The organism is Plastoroseomonas arctica, assembly GCF_018128965.1.
Lineage (GTDB): Bacteria > Pseudomonadota > Alphaproteobacteria > Acetobacterales > Acetobacteraceae > Plastoroseomonas > Plastoroseomonas arctica.
The window spans coordinates 39,907-61,794 of record NZ_JAAEDH010000008.1; the positions used below are offsets into that span (position 1 = coordinate 39,907).

General features: G+C 68.8%; 21 protein-coding genes. 12 read left to right on the forward strand and 9 right to left on the reverse strand.

Annotated elements, in window-relative coordinates:
• Positions 1-39: 39 nt before the first annotated feature.
• Together GXW79_RS08695 and GXW79_RS08700 are read right to left on the reverse strand one after the other, a co-directional pair.
• Complete coding sequence (locus GXW79_RS08695; protein ID WP_211873989.1) at positions 40-1,707, reverse strand: stimulus-sensing domain-containing protein; 1,668 nt, start codon at positions 1,705-1,707, stop codon at positions 40-42.
• A gap of 309 nt (positions 1,708-2,016) precedes the next feature.
• Positions 2,017-2,718 carry a response regulator transcription factor gene (locus tag GXW79_RS08700; RefSeq protein WP_211873990.1) on the reverse strand — a complete coding sequence of 234 codons (702 nt, stop codon included), beginning with the start codon at positions 2,716-2,718 and terminating at the stop codon, positions 2,017-2,019.
• Positions 2,719-2,779: 61 nt separating this feature from the next.
• Here GXW79_RS08700 and GXW79_RS08705 point away from each other — a divergent pair, with 61 nt between their 5' ends.
• The 5 genes from GXW79_RS08705 to GXW79_RS08725 all read left to right on the forward strand — a co-directional run bounded on the left by GXW79_RS08705 (position 2,780) and on the right by GXW79_RS08725 (position 7,152).
• Positions 2,780-3,520, forward strand: coding sequence for a HugZ family pyridoxamine 5'-phosphate oxidase (locus GXW79_RS08705; RefSeq protein ID WP_211873991.1), 741 nt, complete (start codon positions 2,780-2,782; stop codon positions 3,518-3,520).
• 147 nt (positions 3,521-3,667) lie between these two features.
• Positions 3,668-5,257 (forward strand): phosphoenolpyruvate carboxykinase, encoded by a 1,590-nt coding sequence (locus GXW79_RS08710; RefSeq protein WP_211873992.1) that lies wholly within the window; start codon positions 3,668-3,670, stop codon positions 5,255-5,257.
• A gap of 69 nt (positions 5,258-5,326) precedes the next feature.
• Positions 5,327-5,725, forward strand: a complete 399-nt coding sequence (locus GXW79_RS08715; protein WP_246503833.1) for a DUF2237 family protein — start codon at positions 5,327-5,329, stop codon at positions 5,723-5,725.
• Positions 5,726-5,818: 93 nt separating this feature from the next.
• Positions 5,819-6,073 carry a hypothetical protein gene (locus GXW79_RS08720; protein ID WP_211873993.1) on the forward strand — a complete coding sequence of 85 codons (255 nt, stop codon included), beginning with the start codon at positions 5,819-5,821 and terminating at the stop codon, positions 6,071-6,073.
• Positions 6,074-6,180: 107 nt separating this feature from the next.
• Positions 6,181-7,152 carry a Bug family tripartite tricarboxylate transporter substrate binding protein gene (locus tag GXW79_RS08725; RefSeq protein ID WP_211873994.1) on the forward strand — a complete coding sequence of 324 codons (972 nt, stop codon included), beginning with the start codon at positions 6,181-6,183 and terminating at the stop codon, positions 7,150-7,152.
• A gap of 6 nt (positions 7,153-7,158) precedes the next feature.
• Here GXW79_RS08725 and GXW79_RS08730 read toward each other — a convergent pair whose 3' ends face one another.
• Entirely contained in the window at positions 7,159-7,947 is a 789-nt protein-coding gene (locus GXW79_RS08730; RefSeq protein WP_211873995.1) for an enoyl-CoA hydratase, read from the reverse strand.
• A gap of 76 nt (positions 7,948-8,023) precedes the next feature.
• Between GXW79_RS08730 and GXW79_RS08735 the strand changes: the two genes are divergently transcribed.
• Both GXW79_RS08735 and GXW79_RS08740 read left to right on the forward strand, forming a co-directional pair.
• Positions 8,024-8,419: a RidA family protein gene (locus GXW79_RS08735; protein WP_211873996.1), complete on the forward strand. Its 396-nt coding sequence runs from the start codon at positions 8,024-8,026 to the stop codon at positions 8,417-8,419.
• 112 nt (positions 8,420-8,531) lie between these two features.
• Positions 8,532-9,521 (forward strand): MBL fold metallo-hydrolase, encoded by a 990-nt coding sequence (locus tag GXW79_RS08740; RefSeq protein WP_211873997.1) that lies wholly within the window; start codon positions 8,532-8,534, stop codon positions 9,519-9,521.
• Between the two features lie 3 nt (positions 9,522-9,524).
• Here the strand turns inward: GXW79_RS08740 and GXW79_RS08745 are convergent, their stop codons facing one another.
• On the reverse strand, positions 9,525-10,796 hold the full coding sequence (locus tag GXW79_RS08745; protein WP_211873998.1) for an ArgE/DapE family deacylase: 1,272 nt from the start codon (positions 10,794-10,796) through the stop codon (positions 9,525-9,527).
• 131 nt (positions 10,797-10,927) lie between these two features.
• Between GXW79_RS08745 and araD the strand changes: the two genes are divergently transcribed.
• The gene (gene araD / locus GXW79_RS08750) at positions 10,928-12,673 is read left to right on the forward strand and encodes an L-arabinonate dehydratase (RefSeq protein WP_211873999.1); all 1,746 of its coding nucleotides are present in this window, start codon (positions 10,928-10,930) and stop codon (positions 12,671-12,673) included.
• A 3-nt stretch (positions 12,674-12,676) separates the two neighbouring features.
• Here the strand turns inward: araD and GXW79_RS08755 are convergent, their stop codons facing one another.
• From GXW79_RS08755 to GXW79_RS08765, 3 genes are all read right to left on the reverse strand, one after another.
• Positions 12,677-13,201: a hypothetical protein gene (locus GXW79_RS08755; protein WP_211874000.1), complete on the reverse strand. Its 525-nt coding sequence runs from the start codon at positions 13,199-13,201 to the stop codon at positions 12,677-12,679.
• Between the two features lie 90 nt (positions 13,202-13,291).
• Positions 13,292-14,620: an ammonium transporter gene (locus tag GXW79_RS08760; protein ID WP_211874001.1), complete on the reverse strand. Its 1,329-nt coding sequence runs from the start codon at positions 14,618-14,620 to the stop codon at positions 13,292-13,294.
• A gap of 37 nt (positions 14,621-14,657) precedes the next feature.
• Positions 14,658-14,996, reverse strand: a complete 339-nt coding sequence (locus GXW79_RS08765; RefSeq protein ID WP_211874002.1) for a P-II family nitrogen regulator — start codon at positions 14,994-14,996, stop codon at positions 14,658-14,660.
• 173 nt (positions 14,997-15,169) lie between these two features.
• On the opposite strand from GXW79_RS08765, the gene GXW79_RS08770 reads away from it, so the two are divergent.
• Positions 15,170-16,408, forward strand: a complete 1,239-nt coding sequence (locus tag GXW79_RS08770) for a UbiH/UbiF/VisC/COQ6 family ubiquinone biosynthesis hydroxylase (RefSeq protein ID WP_211874003.1) — start codon at positions 15,170-15,172, stop codon at positions 16,406-16,408.
• Here GXW79_RS08770 and GXW79_RS08775 read toward each other — a convergent pair.
• Positions 16,405-17,106 (reverse strand): ArsR/SmtB family transcription factor, encoded by a 702-nt coding sequence (locus GXW79_RS08775; protein WP_211874004.1) that lies wholly within the window; start codon positions 17,104-17,106, stop codon positions 16,405-16,407. The two genes, GXW79_RS08770 and GXW79_RS08775, sit on opposite strands and share 4 nt — an antisense overlap.
• Here GXW79_RS08775 and GXW79_RS08780 point away from each other — a divergent pair.
• The gene (locus tag GXW79_RS08780) at positions 17,105-18,481 is read left to right on the forward strand and encodes an MFS transporter (RefSeq protein WP_246503835.1); all 1,377 of its coding nucleotides are present in this window, start codon (positions 17,105-17,107) and stop codon (positions 18,479-18,481) included. The genes GXW79_RS08775 and GXW79_RS08780 overlap by 2 nt on opposite strands.
• Here the strand turns inward: GXW79_RS08780 and GXW79_RS08785 are convergent.
• Positions 18,442-19,155 (reverse strand): PIG-L deacetylase family protein, encoded by a 714-nt coding sequence (locus GXW79_RS08785; RefSeq protein WP_211874006.1) that lies wholly within the window; start codon positions 19,153-19,155, stop codon positions 18,442-18,444. The two genes, GXW79_RS08780 and GXW79_RS08785, sit on opposite strands and share 40 nt — an antisense overlap.
• A gap of 122 nt (positions 19,156-19,277) precedes the next feature.
• On the opposite strand from GXW79_RS08785, the gene GXW79_RS08790 reads away from it, so the two are divergent.
• Complete coding sequence (locus GXW79_RS08790) at positions 19,278-21,068, forward strand: IlvD/Edd family dehydratase (protein ID WP_211874007.1); 1,791 nt, start codon at positions 19,278-19,280, stop codon at positions 21,066-21,068.
• A 65-nt stretch (positions 21,069-21,133) separates the two neighbouring features.
• Entirely contained in the window at positions 21,134-21,880 is a 747-nt protein-coding gene (locus GXW79_RS08795) for an SDR family oxidoreductase (protein WP_211874008.1), read from the forward strand.
• Positions 21,881-21,888: the final 8 nt, after the last annotated feature.

A 21,888-nucleotide genomic window follows, 5' to 3' on the forward strand; every position in this document is an offset into this window, starting at 1 on the left:
GTCTTCAGGCCGGAGCCTAGAAGCGAATGCCCAGCGCGCCTAGGCGGCGGGCAAGCGGATCACGAAGCGCGCGCCGATGATCCGCCCCATGGCATCGCGCCGATTTTCGGCGCTGATCCGCCCGCGCAAACCCTCCACGATCTGCCGGCTGATCGACAGGCCCAACCCCGAATGCTGCCCGAACCGCTCGCCGGTCGGGCGCTCCGAATAGAAGCGCTCGAAGATGCTTTCCAGCTTGTGGTCGGGGATGCCGGGGCCCTCATCCTCCACGGTGATCTCCACCACCGCGCCAGTCGCGCGTGCGCCCACCCGCACCCGGCCATTCTCCGGGCTGAAGGACAGAGCGTTGCCGAGCAGATTTCTGAACACCTGCACCAGCCGCCCCTCCACGCCGCGCACGATCAACCCCTCCGGTGGCGCGTCCAGCAGCACCTGCGGGTCGGAATCATCATTGCGCGTCGCGTTGTGCAGTTCGGCCAGCGTGGCCAGGATCGGTGCCACGTCCACCGGCGAGGTCACCGTGCGCGACAGCTCCGCATCGACGCGGCTCGAATCCGAGATGTCGCCGATCAGCCGGTCCATCCGCACCGCATCATCCGAGATGATCGCCAGCAGCCGCTTCTGCTGCTCCGGATTCTCGATCCGCCGCAGCGTCTCGATCGCGCTCCGCACGCTGGTCAGCGGGTTGCGCAGCTCATGCGCCACATCCGCGGCGAAACGCTCATTCGCATCGATCCGCCCCCACAGCGCGCTTGCGGAATTCTGCAGGTCACGCGCGAGCACGCCAATCTCGTCATCGCGCGCCATCAGCGGCTCCGGCACAGTGTTCGCGCGCCCCTCGCCCTCGCGCATGCGGACCGCCGCGCGCGCCAGCTCCAGCATCGGCGTCGCGATCGTGCGTGCGAGAAAGAACGACAACGCCACCGTCAAGATCAGCGCCGTCCCGAACAGCGTCAGCACCGAGGCGCGGATTTCTTGCAACCGCTGGTCCACCTCCCGCGCCTCGCGCGTCAGCAGCACGATCGCCACACTCTGCCCCGCCCGCCGCGCCGGCTCCGCCACCGACACCAGCAACCGTCCATCGCCGGTCCGCCGGATATACGGCGTCACCCCGCCCTCCAGCGCGATGCGCAACTCCTCCCGCCGCTCCGGCCCCAGATCCGGCTGCCAATCGAACGAAGGCGGGTCCGGATTGGGATCAACCACACTCGGCTGCCCGCGAAACCCGCGCGGCAAAAACTGCAACAGCTGGTCGTAGATCCCCGTGACCGTCGCATTCACCACGCCCCGGGGCTCCGGCGGTGGCAAAGGCTCCGTCACGATCGCGCCGCCCGCATTCTCCCGAACTCGGCTATCGGCCACCACCAGCCCAGTGATGTCGAATATCTTCGCCTGCGTGTTCGGCGACGGCTCCACCAACCGCCGCAACAACGGCCGCGCCATCTCCGGCACCAGCACCGCGCGGTCATTCTCGATCCGCACCGCCGCCTCTCCAATGCCCGCGGCATAAATGCGCGCCTGAGTCCGCAACCCCTCGATCTCGGCCGCCATCAGCCCATCCTGATATTGATCAAGATAAAGCAACGACGCCGCCAACAACGCCGGCGGCAACGCATTGAGCAAAAGGATCCGCCGCAACAACCGCGAAAACCGCGGCGGCCGCCGTGCCGCAGCGGGGGTCCGGACGAGGAGCGGCGCTTCAGGCATGGGAAGACAGGCGGGGGGCTCCGCCCCCTCGACCCCCGCCGGGGATCGCGCCAATCCCCGGGCCCCTGCATGTGCTGGTCTTGGGTTTGGGAAGGAGTTGATCCTCGCCGGAAGCGAGCCGGATTGGGGAGGGGGCGCATGGAGCATCCTCGATCAAGGTTGCGTCCTCGACGCGCCCCCTCCCCAATCCGGCTCTCTCAGCAAGAACACCCCTCCCAATCCAAGAACCAACAGATGGACGTCCAGGATCGACACGATCCTGGCGGGGTCCAGGGGCAGAGCCCCTGGCCTTCCTTCCCACCCCGAGGCTCATGCTTCCTTGTACCGGTACCCGATGCCGTAAAGCGTTTCGATCTGCGAGAAGTCGTCGTCCACGACTCGGAATTTCTTGCGGATGCGTTTGACGTGGCTGTCGATGGTGCGGTCGTCCACGTAGATGTTTTCACCGTAGGCGCCGTCGATCAGTTGGTCGCGGTTTTTCACCATGCCTGGGCGAACGGCGAGGGCTTTGACCAGCAGGAACTCGGTGACGGTGAGTTGGACCTGCTGGCCTTTCCAGAGGCAGGTGTGCTTGGTCTCGTCCAGCACCAGATCGCCGCGGGAGATGATTCCGCCAGGCGGCGCGCCGCTGCCTTCGGCCCGCGCCCCTTCGTTGCGGCGGAGCAGGGCGCGGATGCGTTCGAGGAGCAGGCGCTGGGAGAAGGGTTTGGTGATGTAGTCGTCGGCGCCGAGGCGAAGGCCCATGAGTTCGTCCACTTCCTCGTCTTTCGAGGTGAGGAAGATGACCGGCATGTTGGAGCGTTGGCGCAGGCGCTGGAGCAGTTCCATCCCGTCCATGCGCGGCATCTTGATGTCGAGCACGGCGAGGTCGACGGGCTTGGCCATGAGGCCCTGGAGGGCGCTTTCGCCGTCGGTGTAGGTGCGGATGGTGTAGCCTTCCTGTTCCAGCGTCATGGAGACGCTGGTGAGGATGTTGCGGTCGTCATCCACGAGGGCGATGGTCTGGGGCATGGTCTGCAGTGCTCCGGTCAGGGGCCGATTGTGACGCAACGGGAGTGTCAGCGATATGGCAATGGACGTCGGTCGGGAGGAGGCGCTGGCCGGCGCCATTCGTGAATCACGCCATTTGATCCGCGGCGCCACGGCGGCGAGTCTTGCGACCAGCGCGGAGGGGCAGCCATTCGTGAGCCTGGTGACGCCGGCGACGGCGCCGGATCTGTCGCCGCTGCTGTGGATCTCGACGCTGTCGGAGCATACGCGCCACCTGGCCGCGGAGCCGCGGTGCTCGTTGATGGTGACGGGCGTCGCGGATGGTCCCAACCCACAGACCGCGCCGCGCATCACCCTGACCGGGTTGGCGGAGCCGGTGCCGGCGGCCGAGGTGGTCGCGCTGAAGGCGCGGTGGCTCGCGCGGCATCCCTACGCGGCGCTCTATGCCGAGTTCGCGGATTTTTCGCTCTGGCGCATTCGGCCGCAGGCGGCGCTCTATGTCGGCGGCTTCGCGCGCGCCTTGCGGCTGCGGCTGACGGAGTTCGCGCCGGACCCGGTGGCGGTGGCCGCGATCGCGGAAGCCGAGCCCGGCATCCTGGCGCATATGAACGAGGACCACCCGGCGGCCTGCGCGAACATCGCCCGCGTGTTCTGCGGCGGGGAGGCGGGCGCGTGGCGGATGGTCGCCCTGGACGTGGATGGCTGCGATCTTACGGATGGTAACCGGACTGTGCGTTTTGCCTTTTCGGAAGCGGTTTCGGATGTCGACGACGTCCATACCGTGCTGGTGCTTGCCGCTCGTGAGGCGCGTCTTGCTCTCTAATCCGTTGAATCCAAATTGGAATTCAGCTTGGGTACGCCTTTTGCCGCAGCGCACTGTCACGCTCTGGACATGCCCTAATTTCGCCGTCAGTTAAGCTGAAACAAAACCATCGCTAAGACGGCGACTTTTTTCGCGCGGAGACCACCCATGACCCATCCCGCCCTTGCCGGCACCGGCATCACTGCCACCGGTGCGCTGCGTGCCAACCTCGAAGCGGCAGCGCTGGTGGGCGAGGCGCTGCGTCGGGGCGAAGGTCGGCTGTCCGAGGATGGCGCGTTCATGGCCGTGACTGGCCAGCACACCGGCCGTTCGGTGCAGGACAAGTTCGTCGTCGACGAGCCCGCCACCACCGGCGAGATCTGGTGGGGCAAGATCAACAAGAAGATGCCGCAGGCGAGCTTCGCCGCGCTGATCGGCGATGTGCGAGGCTATCTTGGCAGCCGCGCCGAACTGTTCACCCAGGACCTCTATGCCGGCGCCGATCCCGCACACCGTATTCGCGTGCGCCTGGTCACCACCAACGCCTGGCACGCGCTTTTCGCGCGCAACATGTTCATCCGCCCGCCGGCCGATGAACTCGAGGGCTTCACCCCCGACTTCACCATCCTCCACGCGCCGGAGATGGAGGCGGACCCGGCCCGCCACGGCTGCCGCACGACCACCGCGATCGCACTCTCTTTTGCCGAGCGCATCATCTGCATCGCCGGCACCAGCTATGCCGGCGAGATCAAGAAATCCATCTTCACCGTGATGAACTGGCTGCTGCCGGCGCGCGGCGTGCTGCCGATGCATTGCTCCGCCAATGTCGGTGCGGCTGGCGACGTCGCGCTGTTTTTCGGCCTGTCCGGCACCGGAAAGACCACGCTTTCGTCCGACCCGGACCGCCGCCTGATCGGCGATGACGAGCATGGCTGGTCGCCCAACGGCGTTTTCAACTTCGAGGGCGGCTGCTACGCCAAGGTTATCGACCTCTCCGCCGAGGCCGAGCCGCAGATCTTCTCCGCCACCCACCGCTTCGGCACCGTGCTGGAGAATGTCGTGGGCGATGCCGCGGGCAAGCTCGATCTCGCGGATCGCACGCTGACCGAGAACACCCGCAGCTGCTACCCGATCCACTACATCCCCAACATCGTGCCCGAGGGCCGCGCCGGCCTGCCGAAGAACGTCGTGATGCTCACGGCCGATGCCTTCGGCGTCCTGCCGCCCATCGCCAAGCTCTCTTCGGCGCAGGCGATGTATCACTTCCTGTCCGGCTACACCGCGCGCGTGGCCGGCACAGAGAAGGGCATGGGCAAGGAGCCCCAGGCGACCTTCTCCACCTGCTTCGGCGCCCCCTTCCTGCCCCGCCATCCCGAGGTCTATGGCCGCATGCTGGCCGAGCGCATCGGCGAGGACGGCGCGGATTGCTGGCTGGTGAACACCGGCTGGACCGGCGGCGGCTATGGCACAGGCAAGCGCATGGGCATCCGCCACACCCGCGCCCTGCTGCGCGCCGCGCTCGACGGGTCGCTCGCCAAGGCGGAGTTCGTCCGCGATCCCTTTTTCGGGCTGATGGTCCCCAAGGCCGTCCCCGGCGTGCCGAGCGAGGTGCTGAATCCGCGCGAGACCTGGGCCGACAAGGCCGCTTATGACCGCACCGCACGCGATCTGGTCACTCGTTTCGAGAAGAACTTCGAGACGTTTGCCGGTGCCGTCGACGCCAGCGTGCGCGACGTGGCGATCCGCGCCGCGGCCTGAGGTCCCGCCAAAGACGATCGGACGGCGTGAGGCTTTCGGGCCCCGCCTGCGCTGGTCTAGGATGCCATGATGACCGAACCGATCGACTGGCTGCGCGGCAGCGGTGCCACCAACGTCCTGGGCGGCCCGTTGCTGCCATGTTCGGTTGCGCCACTCACCGGCTTCCTGCGCGACGGCTGTTGCAACACCGGGCCCGAGGATCTCGGGCTTCACGTCGTTTGCGCCGAGATGACGGCGGAATTCCTCGCCTTCAGCATCTCCTCCGGCAATGACCTCAGCACGCCCCGACCCGAGTACGGCTTCGCCGGACTAAAGCCAGGCGACCGCTGGTGCCTCTGCGCCGGTCGCTGGGAGGAGGCACGCCGCCATGGCGTCGCACCGCCGGTTCTCCTCGAATCGACCCATGCGGCGGCAATTTCGGTCTGCGCTCTCTCCGATCTGCGTGCCCACGCGCCGCCGGAAGCCTGAGGGCCGGCGCTGCAACTTTTTGCGCGCTCGTGCATTGCACCTGCACCGCCGGACCGCGCCTCGCGCGAGAACCCCGGTCGTGAGGAACACCCCATGCGCAAGCTCCTGTTCGCCGCCGCGGCTCTCCTCGTCACAACGCAAGTCTTCGCGCAGACCATCCCCAGCGGACCGAAGGGCGACACGCCGGCGCCGAGCCGGCCATCGGTCTCGCCTGGCGCGCCAATCGACCTGGGCCCCACTTCGGGCTCCGACCGCGCCTTCCGCGGCGGCGGCACGATCCTCGAAGGTGCGCCCGGCGCCCCGGCGCCCACACCGCGCGCCTTGCTGCCGGATCGCAAGCCAAACTGACACGATCGGGCCCAAACTGGCGTCGGTTGGACGCGGGGTGGCCTAGTCTGCGAAACTGCCCGTGACCCGCCCACAGAGGTGGACCAATTCGGGAGGATCATCGCGCCATGGATCGTCGTCGTCTTCTGCGCAGCGCCACCGCAGCACCATTGCTGCTCGCAGCGCCCTCGCTGCGGGCCCAGGTCTTCAACCAGCCCTTCCGGCTCATCGTTCCGAACGCCCCTGGCGGCACCAGTGACATTCTGGCGCGGTTGATCGCGGCGCCGCTCGCCGCGCGCATCGGCCAGAATGTCGTGGTGGAGAACCGCGCAGGCGCCGGTGGCAACCTCGGGGCCGATCTGGTCGCGAAAAGCCGCCCCGACGGGCAAACGATGCTGCTGCTCGACGTGTCGGTGCTCGCAACCAACCCCTTCCTGATGCCGAGCATGCCCTTCGACGCCGCGCGCGACCTCGCACCGGTGCAGATGCTCATCTATGCCCCCTACGTGCTGGCCGTGAACAACACGCTGCCCGTGCAGGACGCCGCCGGGCTTGTGGCCTATGCCCGCGCCAATCCGGGGCGTCTCAACGCCGCGAATTCGGGCACCGGCACCCTCAGCCATATCGTGGCGCTGTCGCTCGCCGCCGCCTGGAACAGCGAGATGGTGTCCGTCCCCTATCGCGGCGGCGCGCCGGCGCTACTCTCGCTCGTCTCCAACGAAGCCAACCTCACCGTGGTTGGGGCGACGCAATCCATGGCGTTCGTGACGAACGGCCAGATGCGCGGGATCGCGGTGACCGGGCAACATCGCCTCGCGACCTTGCCCAACCTGCCGACCTTCCACGAGCTCAGTTGGCCAGAGCCGGATTCCGGCACCTGGCAGGGGCTGCTCGTGCAGGGCCAGACGCCGCCAGCCACCATCGCGCGGCTGGAGGCCGAGATTGCGGCCATCCTGAACGAGCCGGCGATCAAGACGCGCATCGCGGAGCTCGGCGGCGAGGTTCGCGCCGATGGCGCCGGCCCATTCCGCGCGCGCCTGGCGGAGCAGACGGAGAGCTACGGCCGTATCATCCGAGCGAATAACCTGCGGGTGGAGTGAACTGCCTCACGGGTCGCCCGCCGCCTTGCGGGCCGCGAGCGCATCGAGGAAGCAGCCCAGCATCCGCCGCGGCTCGTCGCCGGCGAAGCTCGCCGCGAAGGCAGTGATGCCGGCCTGGATCGCGGCATCCATCGGCAATCCTTCCCATTCGCGGATCAGCGCCTTCTGGGCGCGGATGGCGGCGGGGCCAGCCTCCAGGATCATCGCGACCGCGGCCTCGACGGCGTAATTCAGCGCATTCTGCTGCGTCACCTGTTCCAGGAAGCCCCAGGCTTCCATGGTTCGGGCGTCCAAGGTCTCGCCGAGCAGCAGCAGGCGGCGGGTGCGGCCCCAGCCGATCAGCCCCGGCAGCAGCGCCGCCTCCACGACGGAGGGGATGCCGACCCGCACCTCGGGCATGCCGAAGCGCGCGCTATCGCTCGCGATGCGCAGGTCGCAGCTCGCCGCGACTTCCAGGCCGGCTCCGAGGCAGAAGCCTTCGATGCGCGCGATCACCGGCACGGGCAGCGCGCGCATCGCATCGCACACGCCATGGACCTTGCGGATGAAGGCCGCCGCCTCCGCCGGCGAACCGATCGCAGCCATCTCGCGGATGTCGGCGCCGCCGATAAAGGCACGCTCGCCGGCACCCGTCAGCACCGCGCAACGCAGCTCCCCGCGCCCGGCCAGTTCGGCCATGGCGGTAATCACCTCGCCCATGAGCGCGGCGTTCAGGGTGTTGAGCTTCGCGCGGTGATCGAGCGTCGCATACGCCACGCCGCGCTGATCCACACGCACGTCGAAACTACCAGCCACGGAAACCCTCCTGTTGACCAACGCCAGCTTACAGCGGGGCTTGTCGCCGCCCAGCCCCGGTCCGCATCATGGGCGCATGGCCCTCACGCCGATCCAGCCGCCGCTCTGGCCCGAACCGCGCGGCTACGTTCACGCGCTCGCCGGTCGTGGCCGCTTGCTGCTGCTCAGCGGGCAGGTCGGCGCCGACCCGCATGGCCGTTTCGCACAGGGCTTCGTGCCGCAGTTCCTGCAGACGCTGCGCAACATCGACACGCTGCTGCGCGAGGCGAGCGCCACCCCTGCGCATCTCGCGCGGCTCACCTGGTACCTGCCCGACCTCGAGCTGTACCGCGAGAGCCTGGGCGAGCTGGGGCCGGCCTGGCGCAGCATCATGGGCCGCCCTTATCCGGCGATCACCATTCTCGGCGTCTCCGCGCTGCTGGAACCGGCGGCGCTGCTGGAGATCGAGGCGACCGCGATCATTTCAGATTGAGTGGCGCGCCGTCTCGGCAACCATGACGCGCATTCGTCATCTCGTCGATCTGGCTCCGACCGAAGGGCGGGTGCTAGCCTCCGGGGAATAAGAAACCCGGAGGAGGATCGCCATGGCCACCACCACGCGTCGTGCGCTTCTGGCCGCGGGCGCCGCTGCGCTCGCTGTCCCGCACATCACCGCCGAGGCATTTGCCGCCGCGCCGCCGCGCGGCGAGGCCGCGCCCGCCTGGTACCGTTTTCGCCATGGCGGGCTGGAGATGACGGTGGTGTCGGACGGACCGCTACCCATCCGCCCGGCCTCGTCCGGCTTTATCGGCGTGGACCAGGCCGAGATGGAGGGCCTGCTGCGGGCCAACTTCCTCGCCACCGACCACCTCCCGCTCGAGCAGAACGTGCTGATCGTCAACACCGGGCGGCAGCTCATCCTGTTCGACACGGGGATGGGCAATTCGATGGGCGCGGCCAGCCAGATGTTCGGCCCGACCACCGGCCGCCTGCTCGCCAACATGCGCGCGGCCGGCATCGAGCCGGCGCAGATCGACCTGATCGCGCTGACGCACGCGCACTGCGACCATTGCTGGGGTCTGGTCGACGCCAATGGCGCGAAGGTCTTCCCCAATGCGCAGGTCGCCATCAGCGAGGCCGACCTGAACTTCTGGACCGACGACGCGAACAAGCGCGGCCCGGAATTCATGACCGCCTTCATCGACGGGGCGAAGAAGAACCTCAACGCCTATCGCGACCGCATGGTGATGGCGCGCGACGGTGCCGATATCGCGCCCGGCATCCGCGCCATGGCGATCCCGGGCCACAGCATCGGCCATACCGCCTATGCGATCACCGATGGTGGCCAGACGATCATCAATTCGGGCGACATCAGCCACCACCACGTGCTGCTGCTGCAGCGCCCGAACTGGAAGTTCGCCTTCGATGCGGACCCCGACCAGGCGGCGCGCACGCGCGTGCGCTTCCTCGACATGGTCAGCAACGACCGACTGGAAATGCTGTCCTACCATTTCCCCTGGCCGGGGAACGGGCATGTGCTCAAGGCCGGGGAGGGCTATGCCTGGGTGCCCTCGCCTGTGCGCACCTTGCTCTGACGCCTACCCGCACCAGTCCGCGATAAAGCCCGCGATGGTGAGCGTGCAACGGCGCAGATCCTCGAGCGAGGTGCGCTCGTCGAAGCCGTGATTGCCCTCGCCCTTGGGGCCGTAGCACAGGGCGGGGATGCCGAAGTCGCGGCCATAGAAGCGGGTGTCGTTGACCGCCGTGCTGCGCCGTTCGGCCATCGCCTCGCCATGGACGCTGGCATGCGCAGCGGCCAGCACCGCCTCGGCCTCCGTGCCGGGTTCCTGCACGAAGCCCTCGGCGCGGAAGCCGTGGAAGTTCAGCGTAGGCGGGTGGTTCGCGAGGAAATTGTCGCCGCGCGCGGCCTCGGCCACCACGCGCTCCACCGCCGCCATCGCCTCGGCCACGTCATCGCCGGGCAGCAGGCCGATGCGGCAATCGACTTCGCACCAGGCCGGTGTGCTGCTCGCCCAGTCGCCGCCGCGGATGATGCCGGGATTGAACTTGATCGGGTCGCGCACGGCGCCGAACCATTCATGGGAGCGCGCGGCTTCGTTCAACCGGGCGGTGTGGGCGGCGAGGGCCTCGACCAGCTTCATTGCGGAGAGGATCGCGTTCGACCCATCCTGCGCCACCGCGACATGGACGGGCACACCGGCCACGCGCAGGCGGAACCACAGCGTCCCGGTGTGGCAGCGCGTGATGGCGTGTCCGGTGGGCTCGGGGATCAGCACCGCGTCGGCGCGATAGCCACGTAGCAACGTCGCGAGCGCGCCATTGCCGGTGCTCTCCTCCTCGGTCACCGTCTCCACATGCACATCGCCGCGCAGCGCGACGCCGGCAGAAGCGACCGCGTCCATCGCGAAGACCATCGCCGAGACTCCCGCCTTCATGTCGTTCGCACCGCGCCCGTACAGCCAACCATCCCGCACCACCGCGGCATAGGGCGGGTGCGTCCACATCTCGGCCGGGCCTTCGGGAACCACGTCGATATGACCCTGCAGGATCAGGCTGCGCCCGGCGGGGTCGCTGCCGCGCCGCGTGGCCACAACCTGGCGGCTCGCGGCGGGGTCGGCATCGACCATGGGGCTCGCCTTGGCATGCGCGGGAAGCGGGACGTCGGCGAGCGAGAAGCGATCCACAGCCCAGCCGCGCCCGGCGAATTCGCGCGCGACCCAATCCTGAAGCGGCGCTTCGTTCCCGCGCAGCGAGGGGAAGCGCACCAGGGACTGCAGGAATTCCGTCTGGCGGCCGAAACCCTCATCCACGGCGATGCGCAGGCGGTCGAGCAGGGCGGCATCGGGCATGGAAGACTCCTCGGCGGGGTGCCGCCCAGCCTCGGGCACGCGTGACGCGACCGTCAAGCCGCCCCGCCGCCTTGCGCGGTGGGCGAAATTCCGTCTCGATGACCGTCCAGAACGCACGAGGCGGCACGCCCATGACCCAACCCACCCACCGCAAGGCCGCCGCAGACCTCCGCTCCGCCCGCTGGTTCGGCGATCACGGCCTGCGCAGTTTTGGGCACCGCTCCCGCGCCTTCCAGATGGGCCATTCACCGGAGGATTGGGCGAGCAAGCCGGTCATCGCCATCCTCAACACCTGGTCCGAGATCAGCCCGTGCCACGTCCACCTGCGCGACCGTGCGGCGGATGTGAAGCGCGGCATCCTCATGGCCGGCGGCTTCCCCATCGAGCTGCCCGCGCTGTCGCTGGCCGAGATCTTCGTCAAGCCCACCACCATGCTCTACCGCAACATGCTCGCGATGGAGGTGGAGGAGCTGATCCGCTCCCACCCCGTCGACGGCGTCGTGCTCATGGGCGGGTGCGACAAGACCACGCCGGGCCTGATGCTGGGCGCGACCAGCATGGATGTGCCGGCGATCTACGTCCCCGCCGGCCCGATGCTGCGCGGCAACTGGGCAGGCAAGACGCTCGGCTCCGGCTCGGACAGTTTCAAGTATTGGGAGGAGCTGCGCGCCGGCACGATCACGGAAGAAGACTGGCAGGGCGTGGAGGCCGGCATCGCTCGCAGCCACGGCACCTGCATGACCATGGGCACGGCCAGCACGATGACCGCCATCGCGGAAGCCGTGGGCATGAGCCTGCCAGGCGCTTCATCGATCCCGGCGGCCGATAGCGGCCACATGCGCATGTGCGCGGCGAGCGGGCGGCGCATCGTGGAGATGGTGTGGGAGGACCTCAAGCCGTCCCGCATCCAGACCCGCGCGGCCTTCCTCAACGCGATCGTGGTGGCGATGGCGATGGGGTGTTCGACCAATGCCATCATCCACCTGATCGCGATGGCGCGGCGTGCCGGGCAGGATATCGGCCTCGAGGATTTTGAGCGCGCCAGCCGCACCGTGCCGGTAATCGGCAATGTGCGCCCCTCCGGCACCCAATACCTGATGGAGGATTTTTTCTACGCCGGCGGCATCCGCGCCCTGATGGTCGAGATCGCGGCCTTCCTCGACCTCTCCTGCATCACCTGCACTGGAAAGACGCTGGGCGAGAACATCGCCGGCGCCAAGGTCTACAACGCCGACGTCATCCGGCCCGTGAGCAACCCCATCTATGCGGAGGGCTCACTTGCCGTGCTGAAGGGCAACCTCGCGCCCGACGGCTGCGTCATCAAGCCCGCGGCGATGGATGCGCGCTTCCTCAAGCATTCGGGCCCCGCGCTGGTCTTCGACGACTACGCAAGCCTGAAGAAGGCGGTCGATGACGAGACCCTCGACATCACGCCGGACCACGTGCTGGTGCTGCGCAATGCCGGGCCGCAGGGCGGCCCAGGCATGCCGGAGTGGGGCATGCTGCCGATGCCGAAGAAGCTTTTGAAGCAGGGCCACCGCGACATGCTGCGCCTTTCCGATGCGCGCATGTCAGGCACCAGTTACGGCGCATGCGTGTTGCACGTCGCGCCCGAAAGCTTCGTCGGCGGCCCGCTTGCGCTGCTGCGCACCGGGGATATCGTGGCGATTGACGTCGATGCGCGCTCCATCCGCATGGAGGTGTCCGACGAAGAGATCGCGCGCCGCCGCGCCGCCTGGGTGCCGCCGTCGCCGCGCTACGAGCGGGGCTATGGTTTTGCCTTCTCCAAGCACATCGAGCAGGCCGACCAGGGCTGCGATTTCGACTTCCTGCGCACCGATTTCGGGGCGCCGGTGGAGGAGCCGGCGATCTATTGACGGTCAGCGTGGAACGCGGCCCGCGATGCACTCGGCCATCGCGGCACCCGCCGCGCTGAGGCCGGTGGCGGAAAGCCGAAGCGCCTCGGCCCTGCCGGTGTCCAGGAACACCTCCCGCGAGCGCGCCCAATCCATGGAGAAATCGGTGGTGCTGACGGCGCGGAAGCCGCCGGGAAATGCGCTGGTGACCTGGAAGCCGAAGCTCCGCCCCTCCGCCACCAGTGCCAGCGGCGTTCCCACCGGCGCGCTGACGTGCACACCGCCGATATTCTCGGCGAGCTCCAGCTCCGGCCGCGCCGCCGCGGCGGGGGCGGCTTGCGGCCGCGCGCCCGGCCTGGGCGCCGGCGCTGCAGCCGAAGGCCGGACCATCAGCCGAACCTGATGCGCGGGCGCCTGGGTCGTCCCGGCCATCAGGCAGCGCCGGTCGGTGCCGGTCAGCGCCACCGACCAGTCACCCGAACGCCGCTCCCACACCGGAACCACGCTCCCCTGCGCCAATGCCGCGCCGGATGCGAGCAGCGCCAGCATCACCCCGATCCGAACCATGCGAGCCCCCAAAAAAGCAGCGGGCGCGGAGGTTTCCCCCCGCGCCCGCGGACCCTCGCCGGAAAGGCGCGATCAGGCAACCCGCTCACCATGCAGCGACACGTCGAGGCCCTCGCGCTCCTCTTCCTCGGCCACCCGCAGGCCGATGATCGCGTCTACGATCTTGAGCAGCACGAAGCTGCCCACGGCCGAGAACAGGATCGTCGCACCCACCGCGTAGCCCTGGATGATCAGCGTCTCCATGCCGCCCGATGTGCCGGCCGGCGATGCCGTGGTCGCCGAGAGCGGACCGTAGGCGAAGACACCGGTGAGCAGCGCGCCCACGATGCCGCAGATGCCGTGCACGCCGAAGGCGTCCAGGCTGTCGTCGTAGCCGAGCATGTGCTTGAGGCCCGTGGCACCCCAGAAGCCCGCGAGACCCGCGACAAGGCCGATGATCAGCGCCGGACCAGGCAGGACGAAGCCCGCCGCCGGGGTGATCGCGACCAGGCCCGCAACCGCGCCCGAGATGGCGCCGAGGACGGAGGGTTTCCCCTTGGTCGCCCACTCGCCGATCATCCACGCCATGGCGGCCGCACCGGCGGCCAGCTGGGTGACCAGCATCGCCATGCCCGCGCGCCCGCTCGCACCCACCGCGGAGCCCGCGTTGAAGCCGAACCAGCCCACCCACAGCAGGCTCGCACCGATGACCGCGAGGCCCAGATTGTAGGGCGCCATGTTCTCCGACCCGTACCCGACGCGCTTGCCGAGCACGAGAGCGCACATCAGCCCGGCAATGCCGGCATTGATGTGCACCACCGTGCCGCCGGCGAAGTCGAGCGCGCCGAGGGCAAAGATCCAGCCATTCGGATGCCAGACCCAATGCGCGACCGGCGCGTAGATCAGCACCGACCAGAGGGCAGTGAAGACCAGCAGCGCGGAAAACTTCATCCGGTCCGCGAAGGCACCGGCGATCAGCGCCGGGGTGATGATCGCGAAGGTCATCTGGAACATGACGAACACGGTCTCGGGGATGGTGGTCGCGACGGCGGCGTCGCCCGATCCCAGCGTAAAGGGCTTGTCCCAATTCTCGGCGATGCCGGCGAGCAGCACCTTCGAAAGGTCGCCGATGTAGGCGTTGCCCTCGCCGAAGGCGAGCGAATAGCCGATCACGGCCCAGAGCACGGTCACCAGCGCGGTGATCGCGAAGGACTGCATCATCGTCGCCAGCAGGTTCTTCTTGCGCACCATGCCCGCGTAGAACAGCGCCACGCCCGGCACGGTCATCATCAGGACCAGTGCCGTGGAGGTCAGCATCCAGGCGGTGTCGCCCGTATCGATCTTGGGCGGCTCGGCCTGGGCAAAGGCTGGCCCCGAGGCCAGCACCGCCATGGCGAGCGCACCGCGCGCAAGCATCCTCATGCTCTCATTTCCCCTGTTTTTCATGTCACGAGACGCCTCAGATGGCCGAGGCGTCGGTTTCCCCTGTCCGGATGCGCAGCGCGCGCTCCACATCCATCACGAAAATCTTGCCGTCGCCGATCTTGCCGGTCCGCGCGGTGACGGCGATCGCCTCCACAACGGCATCGACGAGCTCATCAGCGACCACGACTTCGATCTTCACCTTGGGCAGGAAGCTCACCTGGTATTCCGCCCCGCGGTAGATCTCGGTCTGACCCTTCTGCCGACCGAAGCCCTTCACCTCGGTCACGGTGAGGCCCTGGACGCCGAGCGGGGTGAGTGCCTCGCGCACCTCGTCCAGCTTGAAGGGCTTGATGATGGCAGTGACCATCTTCATGGCGCGGTCTTTCCTTTCTTGGCCTTGGAGCCTTGGCTATCCAAGAGCCGTGCCATGCTGCGAGACAGGCTGCGCGGGCGCCCCTCAGCCCGATCCGCCCGGAATACGATCAAACCAACTGCCTGTTTTTTGGGCGAACGCCTACCCCTGCCGCGATAATCGGGCGCTCCCATATGAGCTTGGCCCAGGAGACGCCCGCGATGCCGACCAACGACCACATCTTCGACGTCGCCATCATCGGCGCGGGCCCGGTCGGCGCAACGCTCGCCGCACTGCTCGCCGCCGAGGGCATCGCTGCAGCGATCGTTGACAGCGCGCCGCTGCCGCCCATGGAGCTCCCCGCCTTCGATGGCCGCTGCTACGCCATTGCGCTCGCCTCCCAGCGCATCCTGGTGCGCGCCGGCATCTGGGACCGCTTGCCCGAGCCGCCCTGCCCGATCCGGGATATCCGCATCGCCGATGGCCGGCCGGGCGAGCGCCCCTCGCCACTGTCGCTGCACTTCGCCGGCGAAGAGGTCGGCGAGGACGCCTTCGGCTGGATGGTCGAGGCGCGAGCGTTGCGGGTGGCGCTGAATGCGCGCCTGCCCTCGCTGCCGAGCCTCTCGGTGCATGCGCCGGCGACCGCGAGCGTTGCGCGCGACGAAGCCGGTGCCACGGTGTCACTGTCCGATGGCAGCCGCTTCCGCGCCCGGCTGGTGATCGCGGCCGAGGGCCGCGCCTCGCCGCTGCGCCGCCAGGCCGGCATCCGTGTCTCGACGCTGGATTACGGCTGCACCGGCATGGTCGGCGCCATCGCGCATGAGCGGCCGCACAACAACACCGCACTGGAGAAGTTCCTGCCCAACGGGCCCTTTGCGCAGCTGCCGATCAACGGCACCGCCGAGCACCCGCACGCCAGCGCCATCGTCTGGTCCGATCGCACGGCGATCGCGCAGAGGGCCCTGGCGATGGACGATGCGGGCTATGGGCGTGAGATCGCGCGGCGCATGGGCGACCATCTGGGCGCGATTCGGCCGATCGGGCGGCGCTGGTCCTATCCGCTGAGTGCGCTGCACGCCCATCGCTACACGGCGACGCGGCTCGCGCTGGTGGGCGATGCCGCGCACGGCATCCATCCCATCGCGGGGCAGGGGCTGAACCTCGGCTTCCGCGACGTGGGCGCGCTGGCGGCGTTGATCGCCGAGGCGCACAAGGTCGGGCGCGACCCGGGCAGCCCCGAGCTGCTCGCCCGCTACCAGGCGGCGCGGCGTCCGGATGCGCTGATGATGCTCGGCGCCACGCATGCGCTGGAGCGGCTGTTCGGCAACGACCTGGCCCCGGTGCGGATCGCCCGTCGGCTGGGCATCGCGGCGGTGGGACGCATCCCGCCGCTCAAGCGCTTCTTCATCCGTCGCGCGATGGGGACTGCCTAGTCGCCTGGGGCCAGTCCGAAGGCCTCGGCGAAGCCCGCCTCCCCGGCGCGCGTGACCCGCAGCGCGCGTGATCCGTCGATGCGCGTGACCCAGCCCAACTCGAAGCACCGGGCGCAAAGCGCCGCGCCGACCACGCCCGCGAGGTGCGGCCGCCGCTCGCTCCAATCGAGGCACGGGCGGCAGAACAGCCGGCCTTTCCTCGCATGGTCCGGGTGGGCCTGCACGCCGAGCGTTCCAAGCATGGCCTCGCCGCTCGCGGTGATCGCGCCCCCATCGGCGGAAAGCTCGAGCTCCCCACGCTCCAGCATCCGGTCCGCGATGCCGACGGCGAGGCGGCCGGCCAGATGGTCGTAGCAGGTGCGCGCCGCCCGCAGCGCCGCATCGGCTGGCCCCACGCGCACGGGCTTCGCCTGGCGCAGACCGATCCCGGCGACCGCCATGATCCCCTCGAGCATCCGTGCGACCGCCGGCGATGCCAGACGGTGGTAGCGATGCCGGCCCTGCCGCTCCACCGCCAGCAGGCCGGCTTCGACCATGCGGCCGAGATGCGCGCTCGCGGTCTGCGGCATCACGCCCGCCGCCCTGGCGAGTTCGGTGGCGGTCAGCGCCCGACCATCCATCAGCGCCGAGAGCATCGCCGCGCGGGCGGGTTCGCCGACCATGGCAGCGGTTTCAGCCATCGCAGCGGTGGTGACCATGGCGGAACCTCCTTCGTACCCACGCAAGCCTAGACCAAACCGCAGCCCGAGACTTCGATGCGGGCCGCAGCATCGTCCGCCTCCTTGCCGCAGAGTGCCGCGCATCATGGAGACACGAGACATGGCCGATCTTCCCTTTCGCGGCTGGCGCGTCGCCTGGGCCGCCTTCATCGTCGCGGCATTCGGCTGGGGCGTGGGCTTCTATGGACCGCCGGTCTTCCTGTTTGCCGTGCAGGAGAGCCGGGGCTGGTCCATCGCGCTCGTCTCCGCCGCCGTCACCAGCCATTTCCTGCTGGGCGCGGTGGTGGTCGCGAACCTGCCGAAAATCCATGCGCGGTTCGGCCTGGTGCTGATCACTCGGTTAGGCGGGTGCCTTGCGGGTCTCGGCGTGCTCGGCTGGGCGCTTGCCGCAGAACCTTGGCAGCTGTTTGCCGCGACGTTGGTGAGCGGCGCCGGCTGGGCGATGACCGGCGGGGCCGCCATCAACGCCATGGTCTCCCCCTGGTTCCAGCGGCTGCGGCCGGCCGCGCTCGGCACCGCCTATAATGGCGCGAGCATCGGCGGCGTGGTGTTCTCGCCCCTTTGGGTCGCGCTGATCGGGCTGCTGGGATTTTCCGGCGCCGCCGCGCTGATCGGCGTGGCCATGGCGATGGCGCTGTGGTGGATCGCAGGCCGGTATTTCGCCAAGGGCCCGGCCGCCTTCGGCCAGGTCCCCGATGGCGAGGCGGGCCCGCCCCCCGGCGCCCGCATCGAGCCCATCCATGCCGCGCTGCCTGGCCGCGCGCTGTGGGGCAACCGGCGCTTCGCCACCCTGGCCCTCGCGACCTCGCTGGGGCTGTTCGCGCAGATCGGGCTGATCGCGCATCTGGTCTCGCTGCTCGCGGGGCCGGTGGGCGCACAGAATGCCGGCTTCGGCGCGGGGCTCGCGACGGTCTGCGCCGTGATCGGGCGCACCGGGCTGGGGTGGCTGCTGTCGAAGGGTGGGGACCGGCGCGTCGCGGCGGCGGCGAACAGCCTGGTGCAGGTCGCAGGCTCGCTCGCCTTTCTCGCCTCGGGCGGGACGGATGTGCCGCTGCTGCTGCTCGGCATCGTGCTGTTCGGGCTGGGACTCGGCAATGCCACCTCGCTCGCGCCGATGATCGCGCAGCGCGACTTCTCGGCCGCCGATACGGGGCGCGTCGTGGCGCTGGTGACGGCGTGCAGCCAGGCCGCCTATGCCTTTGCCCCCGCCGCGTTCGGTCTGCTGCGCGGCGTCGAGCCCGGCTGGTTCTTCGGCGCGGCGGCGCTGATCCAGGTCGCCGCCGCGGTGGTCATCCTCGCCGGGCGGCGGGCTTCCTATGCGAGCGCGTCTCTCACGTCCGGGAAGACGCGCTGATAGGCCTCGCCCCACACGATCGGCTTGTCGGAATTGCGCGCGGCCTGGGCGCCGCGCTGCTGGCCGACGCGGGTGTAGTAGTCCCAAAGGTGCCCCTGCCCGGCCATGCATTCGATGGCGGCGCGCTTTCGGTCCCAGACGCTGCCGATATCGAGATAGACCTCCGGCACCCAGGAGCATTGCTCCGGCTGGTGCGGCTCGAACAGGAACACCTGCGGCGCACCCAGCACGGGTTCACCGGGATTGTGGCCGTGCGCCTGGGCGGTGACGCGGGCGTGCAGGGCGAAATCGGTGACCGCGGGGTGGTCGTGATTATAAGGATCGGCCTTGGAATGGGTCAGGATGAAGCCGGGGCGCACGCGGCGGTACACGTCGACCAGGCGGAACAGCGCCTGCTTGTCGAGGCCGATCGGGTAGTCGCCGAGGTCCCAGAACTGGATATCCGCCACGCCCAGCGCCGCCGCGGCGCGTTCCGCCTCACCCTGTCGTTCCGTCTTCACGCGCTCCAGCGTCATGCCTGGCTGGCGCCACAGTTTTGCGCTCTCGCCGCGCTCGCCGTAGCTGAGGCAGACCACCGTCACCGCCCAGCCCGCCGCCGCGTGCAGCGCGATCGCACCGCCGGCGCGCCAGACGAAATCCGCCGAATGGGCGCTCACCACCACTGCCGTCTTCATGCCTGCCGCTCCTCGCTCAGGGGCGCATCTTCCAATGAGGGCCCGCCGCCGTCGAGTGCGGGCGGCACTGGTTGACACGGGCGCCCCCAGGTCGGAGCCTCGCGGAAAATCGGGAGGTCGCGATGGCCGGCTCAGATCAAACCAAGAAGCACTTTCGCCTGCGCAGCCAGCGGTGGTTCGACGACCCCGAAGACCCTGGCATGACCGCGCTCTACATCGAGCGCATGCTGAACTACGGCCTGACGCGCGGCGAGCTGCAATCGGGCAAGCCCGTGATCGGCATCGCGCAGACGGGCTCCGACATCGCGCCGTGCAACCGGCACCACATCGAGCTCGCCGCTCGCACCAAGGCGGGCATCCGCGACGCCGGCGGCATTCCGCTGGAATTTCCAATCCACCCGATCCAGGAAACTGGCAAGCGGCCGACCGCGGCGCTGGACCGCAACCTCGCCTATCTTTCGCTGGTGGAGGTTCTGCACGGCTATCCGCTGGATGGCGTGGTGCTCACGACGGGGTGCGACAAGACCACGCCCGCCTGCCTGATGGGGGCGGCAACGGTGAACATCCCCGCCATCGTGCTCAGCGGCGGGCCGATGCTGGATGGGCACCACAAGGGGCAGTTGACGGGGTCCGGAACCATCGTCTGGGCGGCGCGCAAGCAGTTGGCGCAGGGATTGTTGGACTACAATGGATTCATGGAGCTGGTGGCCAGCAGCGCGCCGAGCGTGGGCCACTGCAACACCATGGGCACAGCGCTGTCGATGAACTCGCTGGCCGAGGCGCTGGGCATGTCCCTGCCCGGCTGCGCCTCAATCCCGGCGCCCTACCGCGAGCGCGGGCAGATGGCCTATGAGACGGGGCGGCGCATCGTCGCGATGGTCGCGGAGAACCTGCGTCCCTCGGACATCATGACGCGCGCGGCGTTCGAAAATACGATCGTCTGCGCTTCGGCCATCGGGGCATCGACCAATTGCCCGCCGCACATCATCGCCATCGCGCGGCACATGGGCGTGGAGCTCGCGATCGAGGATTGGCAGACCATCGGCCACGACATCCCGCTGCTGGTCGATTGCCAGCCCGCCGGGCGCTTCCTCGGCGAGGCCTTCCATCGCGCCGGTGGCGTTCCCGCGGTGATGGCGGAGCTGCTGCGCGCCGGGAAGCTCGACACAAGCGCCATCACCGTGACCGGGAAGAACATCGCGCAGGATCTCGACACGGCGGTGGAAGGCGACCGCGAGGTCATCCGCGCCTACGCCGCGCCGATGAAGGAGCGCGCGGGCTTCGTCATCCTATCCGGTAATCTCTTCGACAATGCGGTGATGAAAGTCTCGGTCATCGACGACGCCTTTCGCCGCCGGTTCCTCACCAACCCGCCCGACGTCTTCGAAGGCAAGGTCGTCGTATTCGAAGGCCCCGAGGATTATCACGACCGCATCGAGGACCCCACCCTCGGCATCGACGCGCAGACCGTGCTGGTGATCCGCAATTGCGGCCCCGTCGGCTACCCCGGCAGCGCGGAGGTGGTGAACATGCAGCCGCCCGCGGCCCTCCTTGCCCAAGGCATCGACGCGCTGCCGACCATGGGCGATGGACGCCAGAGCGGCACCTCCGGCAGCCCCTCCATCCTCAACATCTCGCCCGAGGCGGCCGTCGGCGGTGGCCTGGCGCTGCTGAAATCGGGCGACCCGATCCGCATCGACCTCAACACCCGCAAGGTCGACGTCCTCATCCCCGATGCAGAACTCGCCGCGCGGCGCGCCGCTTGGACGCCACCAAAACTGCTGCACAAGACGCCGTGGGAGGAGATCTACCGCTCCATGGTGGGCCAACTCGGCACCGGCGGCTGCCTGGAACCGGCGACGATGTATCTCGACATCCTCACCACGCGCGGCGAGAGCCGACACAACCATTGATGCGGATCGCAGCTTGAGGGTGGCTGCCCCCATGCTTTGTTCCATTCAACGCTAGGATGCTTGCCATGACCGGACGCCTTGCGGGTAAAACCTGCTTCGTCACTGCCGCCGCCCAGGGCATCGGCCGCGCCACCGCGCTGGCCTTCGCCCAGGAAGGGGCGCGGGTGATCGCGACCGACAAGAACGCGCCGCTGCTCGCGACGCTGGCTGCCGAAAACCTCACGACCCATCCGCTCGATGTGCTGGACGATGCTGCGCTCGCGGCCGCCGTCGCGGCCGCGAACCCGGACGTGCTGTTCAACTGCGCCGGCTTCGTCCACCAGAACACCGCCGAGACCTGCACCGACGCGGATTGGGATTTTGCATACGCGCTGAACGTGCGCAGCCAGTGGAAGGCGATGCAGGCGGTGTTGCCGATCATGCTCGCCAAGGGCGGCGGCTCCATCGTGAACATGGCGAGTGCCGCGAGCAGCATCAAAGGCGTGCCCAACCGCTTCGTCTATGGCGCGACGAAAGCCGCCATCATCGGCATGACCAAATCCGTCGCCGCCGACTACGTCACGCGCGGCATCCGCTGCAACTGCATCTGCCCGGGTACGGTCGATACGCCTAGTCTCGGCGATCGCATCGCTGCCAACGCCGCCGCCGCCGGCGGGCTGGAGGCAGCGCGCGCCGCCTTCGTCGCGCGCCAGGCCATGGGGCGGCTGGCGACCGCCGAGGAGATGGCGGCACTCGCCGTCTATCTCGCCAGCGAGGAAAGCAGTTTCGTCACCGCCCAGGCCGTCGTCATCGACGGCGGCTGGACCAACTGAACAAGGGA

Bases quoted from the DNA above. Each gene is read 5' to 3' on its own strand.
- GXW79_RS08775 (WP_211874004.1), bottom strand. From the start codon at position 17,106: ATGGTCACCACCGCTGCGATGGCTGAAACCGCTGCCATGGTCGGCGAA.
- GXW79_RS08715 (WP_246503833.1), top strand. From the start codon at position 5,327: ATGACCGAACCGATCGACTGGCTGCGCGGCAGCGGTGCCACCAACGTC.
- GXW79_RS08760 (WP_211874001.1), bottom strand. From the start codon at position 14,620: ATGAGGATGCTTGCGCGCGGTGCGCTCGCCATGGCGGTGCTGGCCTCG.
- GXW79_RS08700 (WP_211873990.1), bottom strand. From the start codon at position 2,718: ATGCCCCAGACCATCGCCCTCGTGGATGACGACCGCAACATCCTCACC.
- GXW79_RS08725 (WP_211873994.1), top strand. From the start codon at position 6,181: ATGGATCGTCGTCGTCTTCTGCGCAGCGCCACCGCAGCACCATTGCTG.
- GXW79_RS08735 (WP_211873996.1), top strand. From the start codon at position 8,024: ATGGCCCTCACGCCGATCCAGCCGCCGCTCTGGCCCGAACCGCGCGGC.
- GXW79_RS08710 (WP_211873992.1), top strand. From the start codon at position 3,668: ATGACCCATCCCGCCCTTGCCGGCACCGGCATCACTGCCACCGGTGCG.
- GXW79_RS08740 (WP_211873997.1), top strand. From the start codon at position 8,532: ATGGCCACCACCACGCGTCGTGCGCTTCTGGCCGCGGGCGCCGCTGCG.
- GXW79_RS08785 (WP_211874006.1), bottom strand. From the start codon at position 19,155: ATGAAGACGGCAGTGGTGGTGAGCGCCCATTCGGCGGATTTCGTCTGG.
- GXW79_RS08780 (WP_246503835.1), top strand. From the start codon at position 17,105: ATGGCGGAACCTCCTTCGTACCCACGCAAGCCTAGACCAAACCGCAGC.
- GXW79_RS08695 (WP_211873989.1), bottom strand. From the start codon at position 1,707: ATGCCTGAAGCGCCGCTCCTCGTCCGGACCCCCGCTGCGGCACGGCGG.
- GXW79_RS08745 (WP_211873998.1), bottom strand. From the start codon at position 10,796: ATGCCCGATGCCGCCCTGCTCGACCGCCTGCGCATCGCCGTGGATGAG.
- GXW79_RS08770 (WP_211874003.1), top strand. From the start codon at position 15,170: ATGAGCTTGGCCCAGGAGACGCCCGCGATGCCGACCAACGACCACATC.
- GXW79_RS08720 (WP_211873993.1), top strand. From the start codon at position 5,819: ATGCGCAAGCTCCTGTTCGCCGCCGCGGCTCTCCTCGTCACAACGCAA.
- GXW79_RS08795 (WP_211874008.1), top strand. From the start codon at position 21,134: ATGACCGGACGCCTTGCGGGTAAAACCTGCTTCGTCACTGCCGCCGCC.
- araD (WP_211873999.1), top strand. From the start codon at position 10,928: ATGACCCAACCCACCCACCGCAAGGCCGCCGCAGACCTCCGCTCCGCC.
- GXW79_RS08765 (WP_211874002.1), bottom strand. From the start codon at position 14,996: ATGAAGATGGTCACTGCCATCATCAAGCCCTTCAAGCTGGACGAGGTG.
- GXW79_RS08705 (WP_211873991.1), top strand. From the start codon at position 2,780: ATGGACGTCGGTCGGGAGGAGGCGCTGGCCGGCGCCATTCGTGAATCA.
- GXW79_RS08790 (WP_211874007.1), top strand. From the start codon at position 19,278: ATGGCCGGCTCAGATCAAACCAAGAAGCACTTTCGCCTGCGCAGCCAG.
- GXW79_RS08755 (WP_211874000.1), bottom strand. From the start codon at position 13,201: ATGCTGGCGCTGCTCGCATCCGGCGCGGCATTGGCGCAGGGGAGCGTG.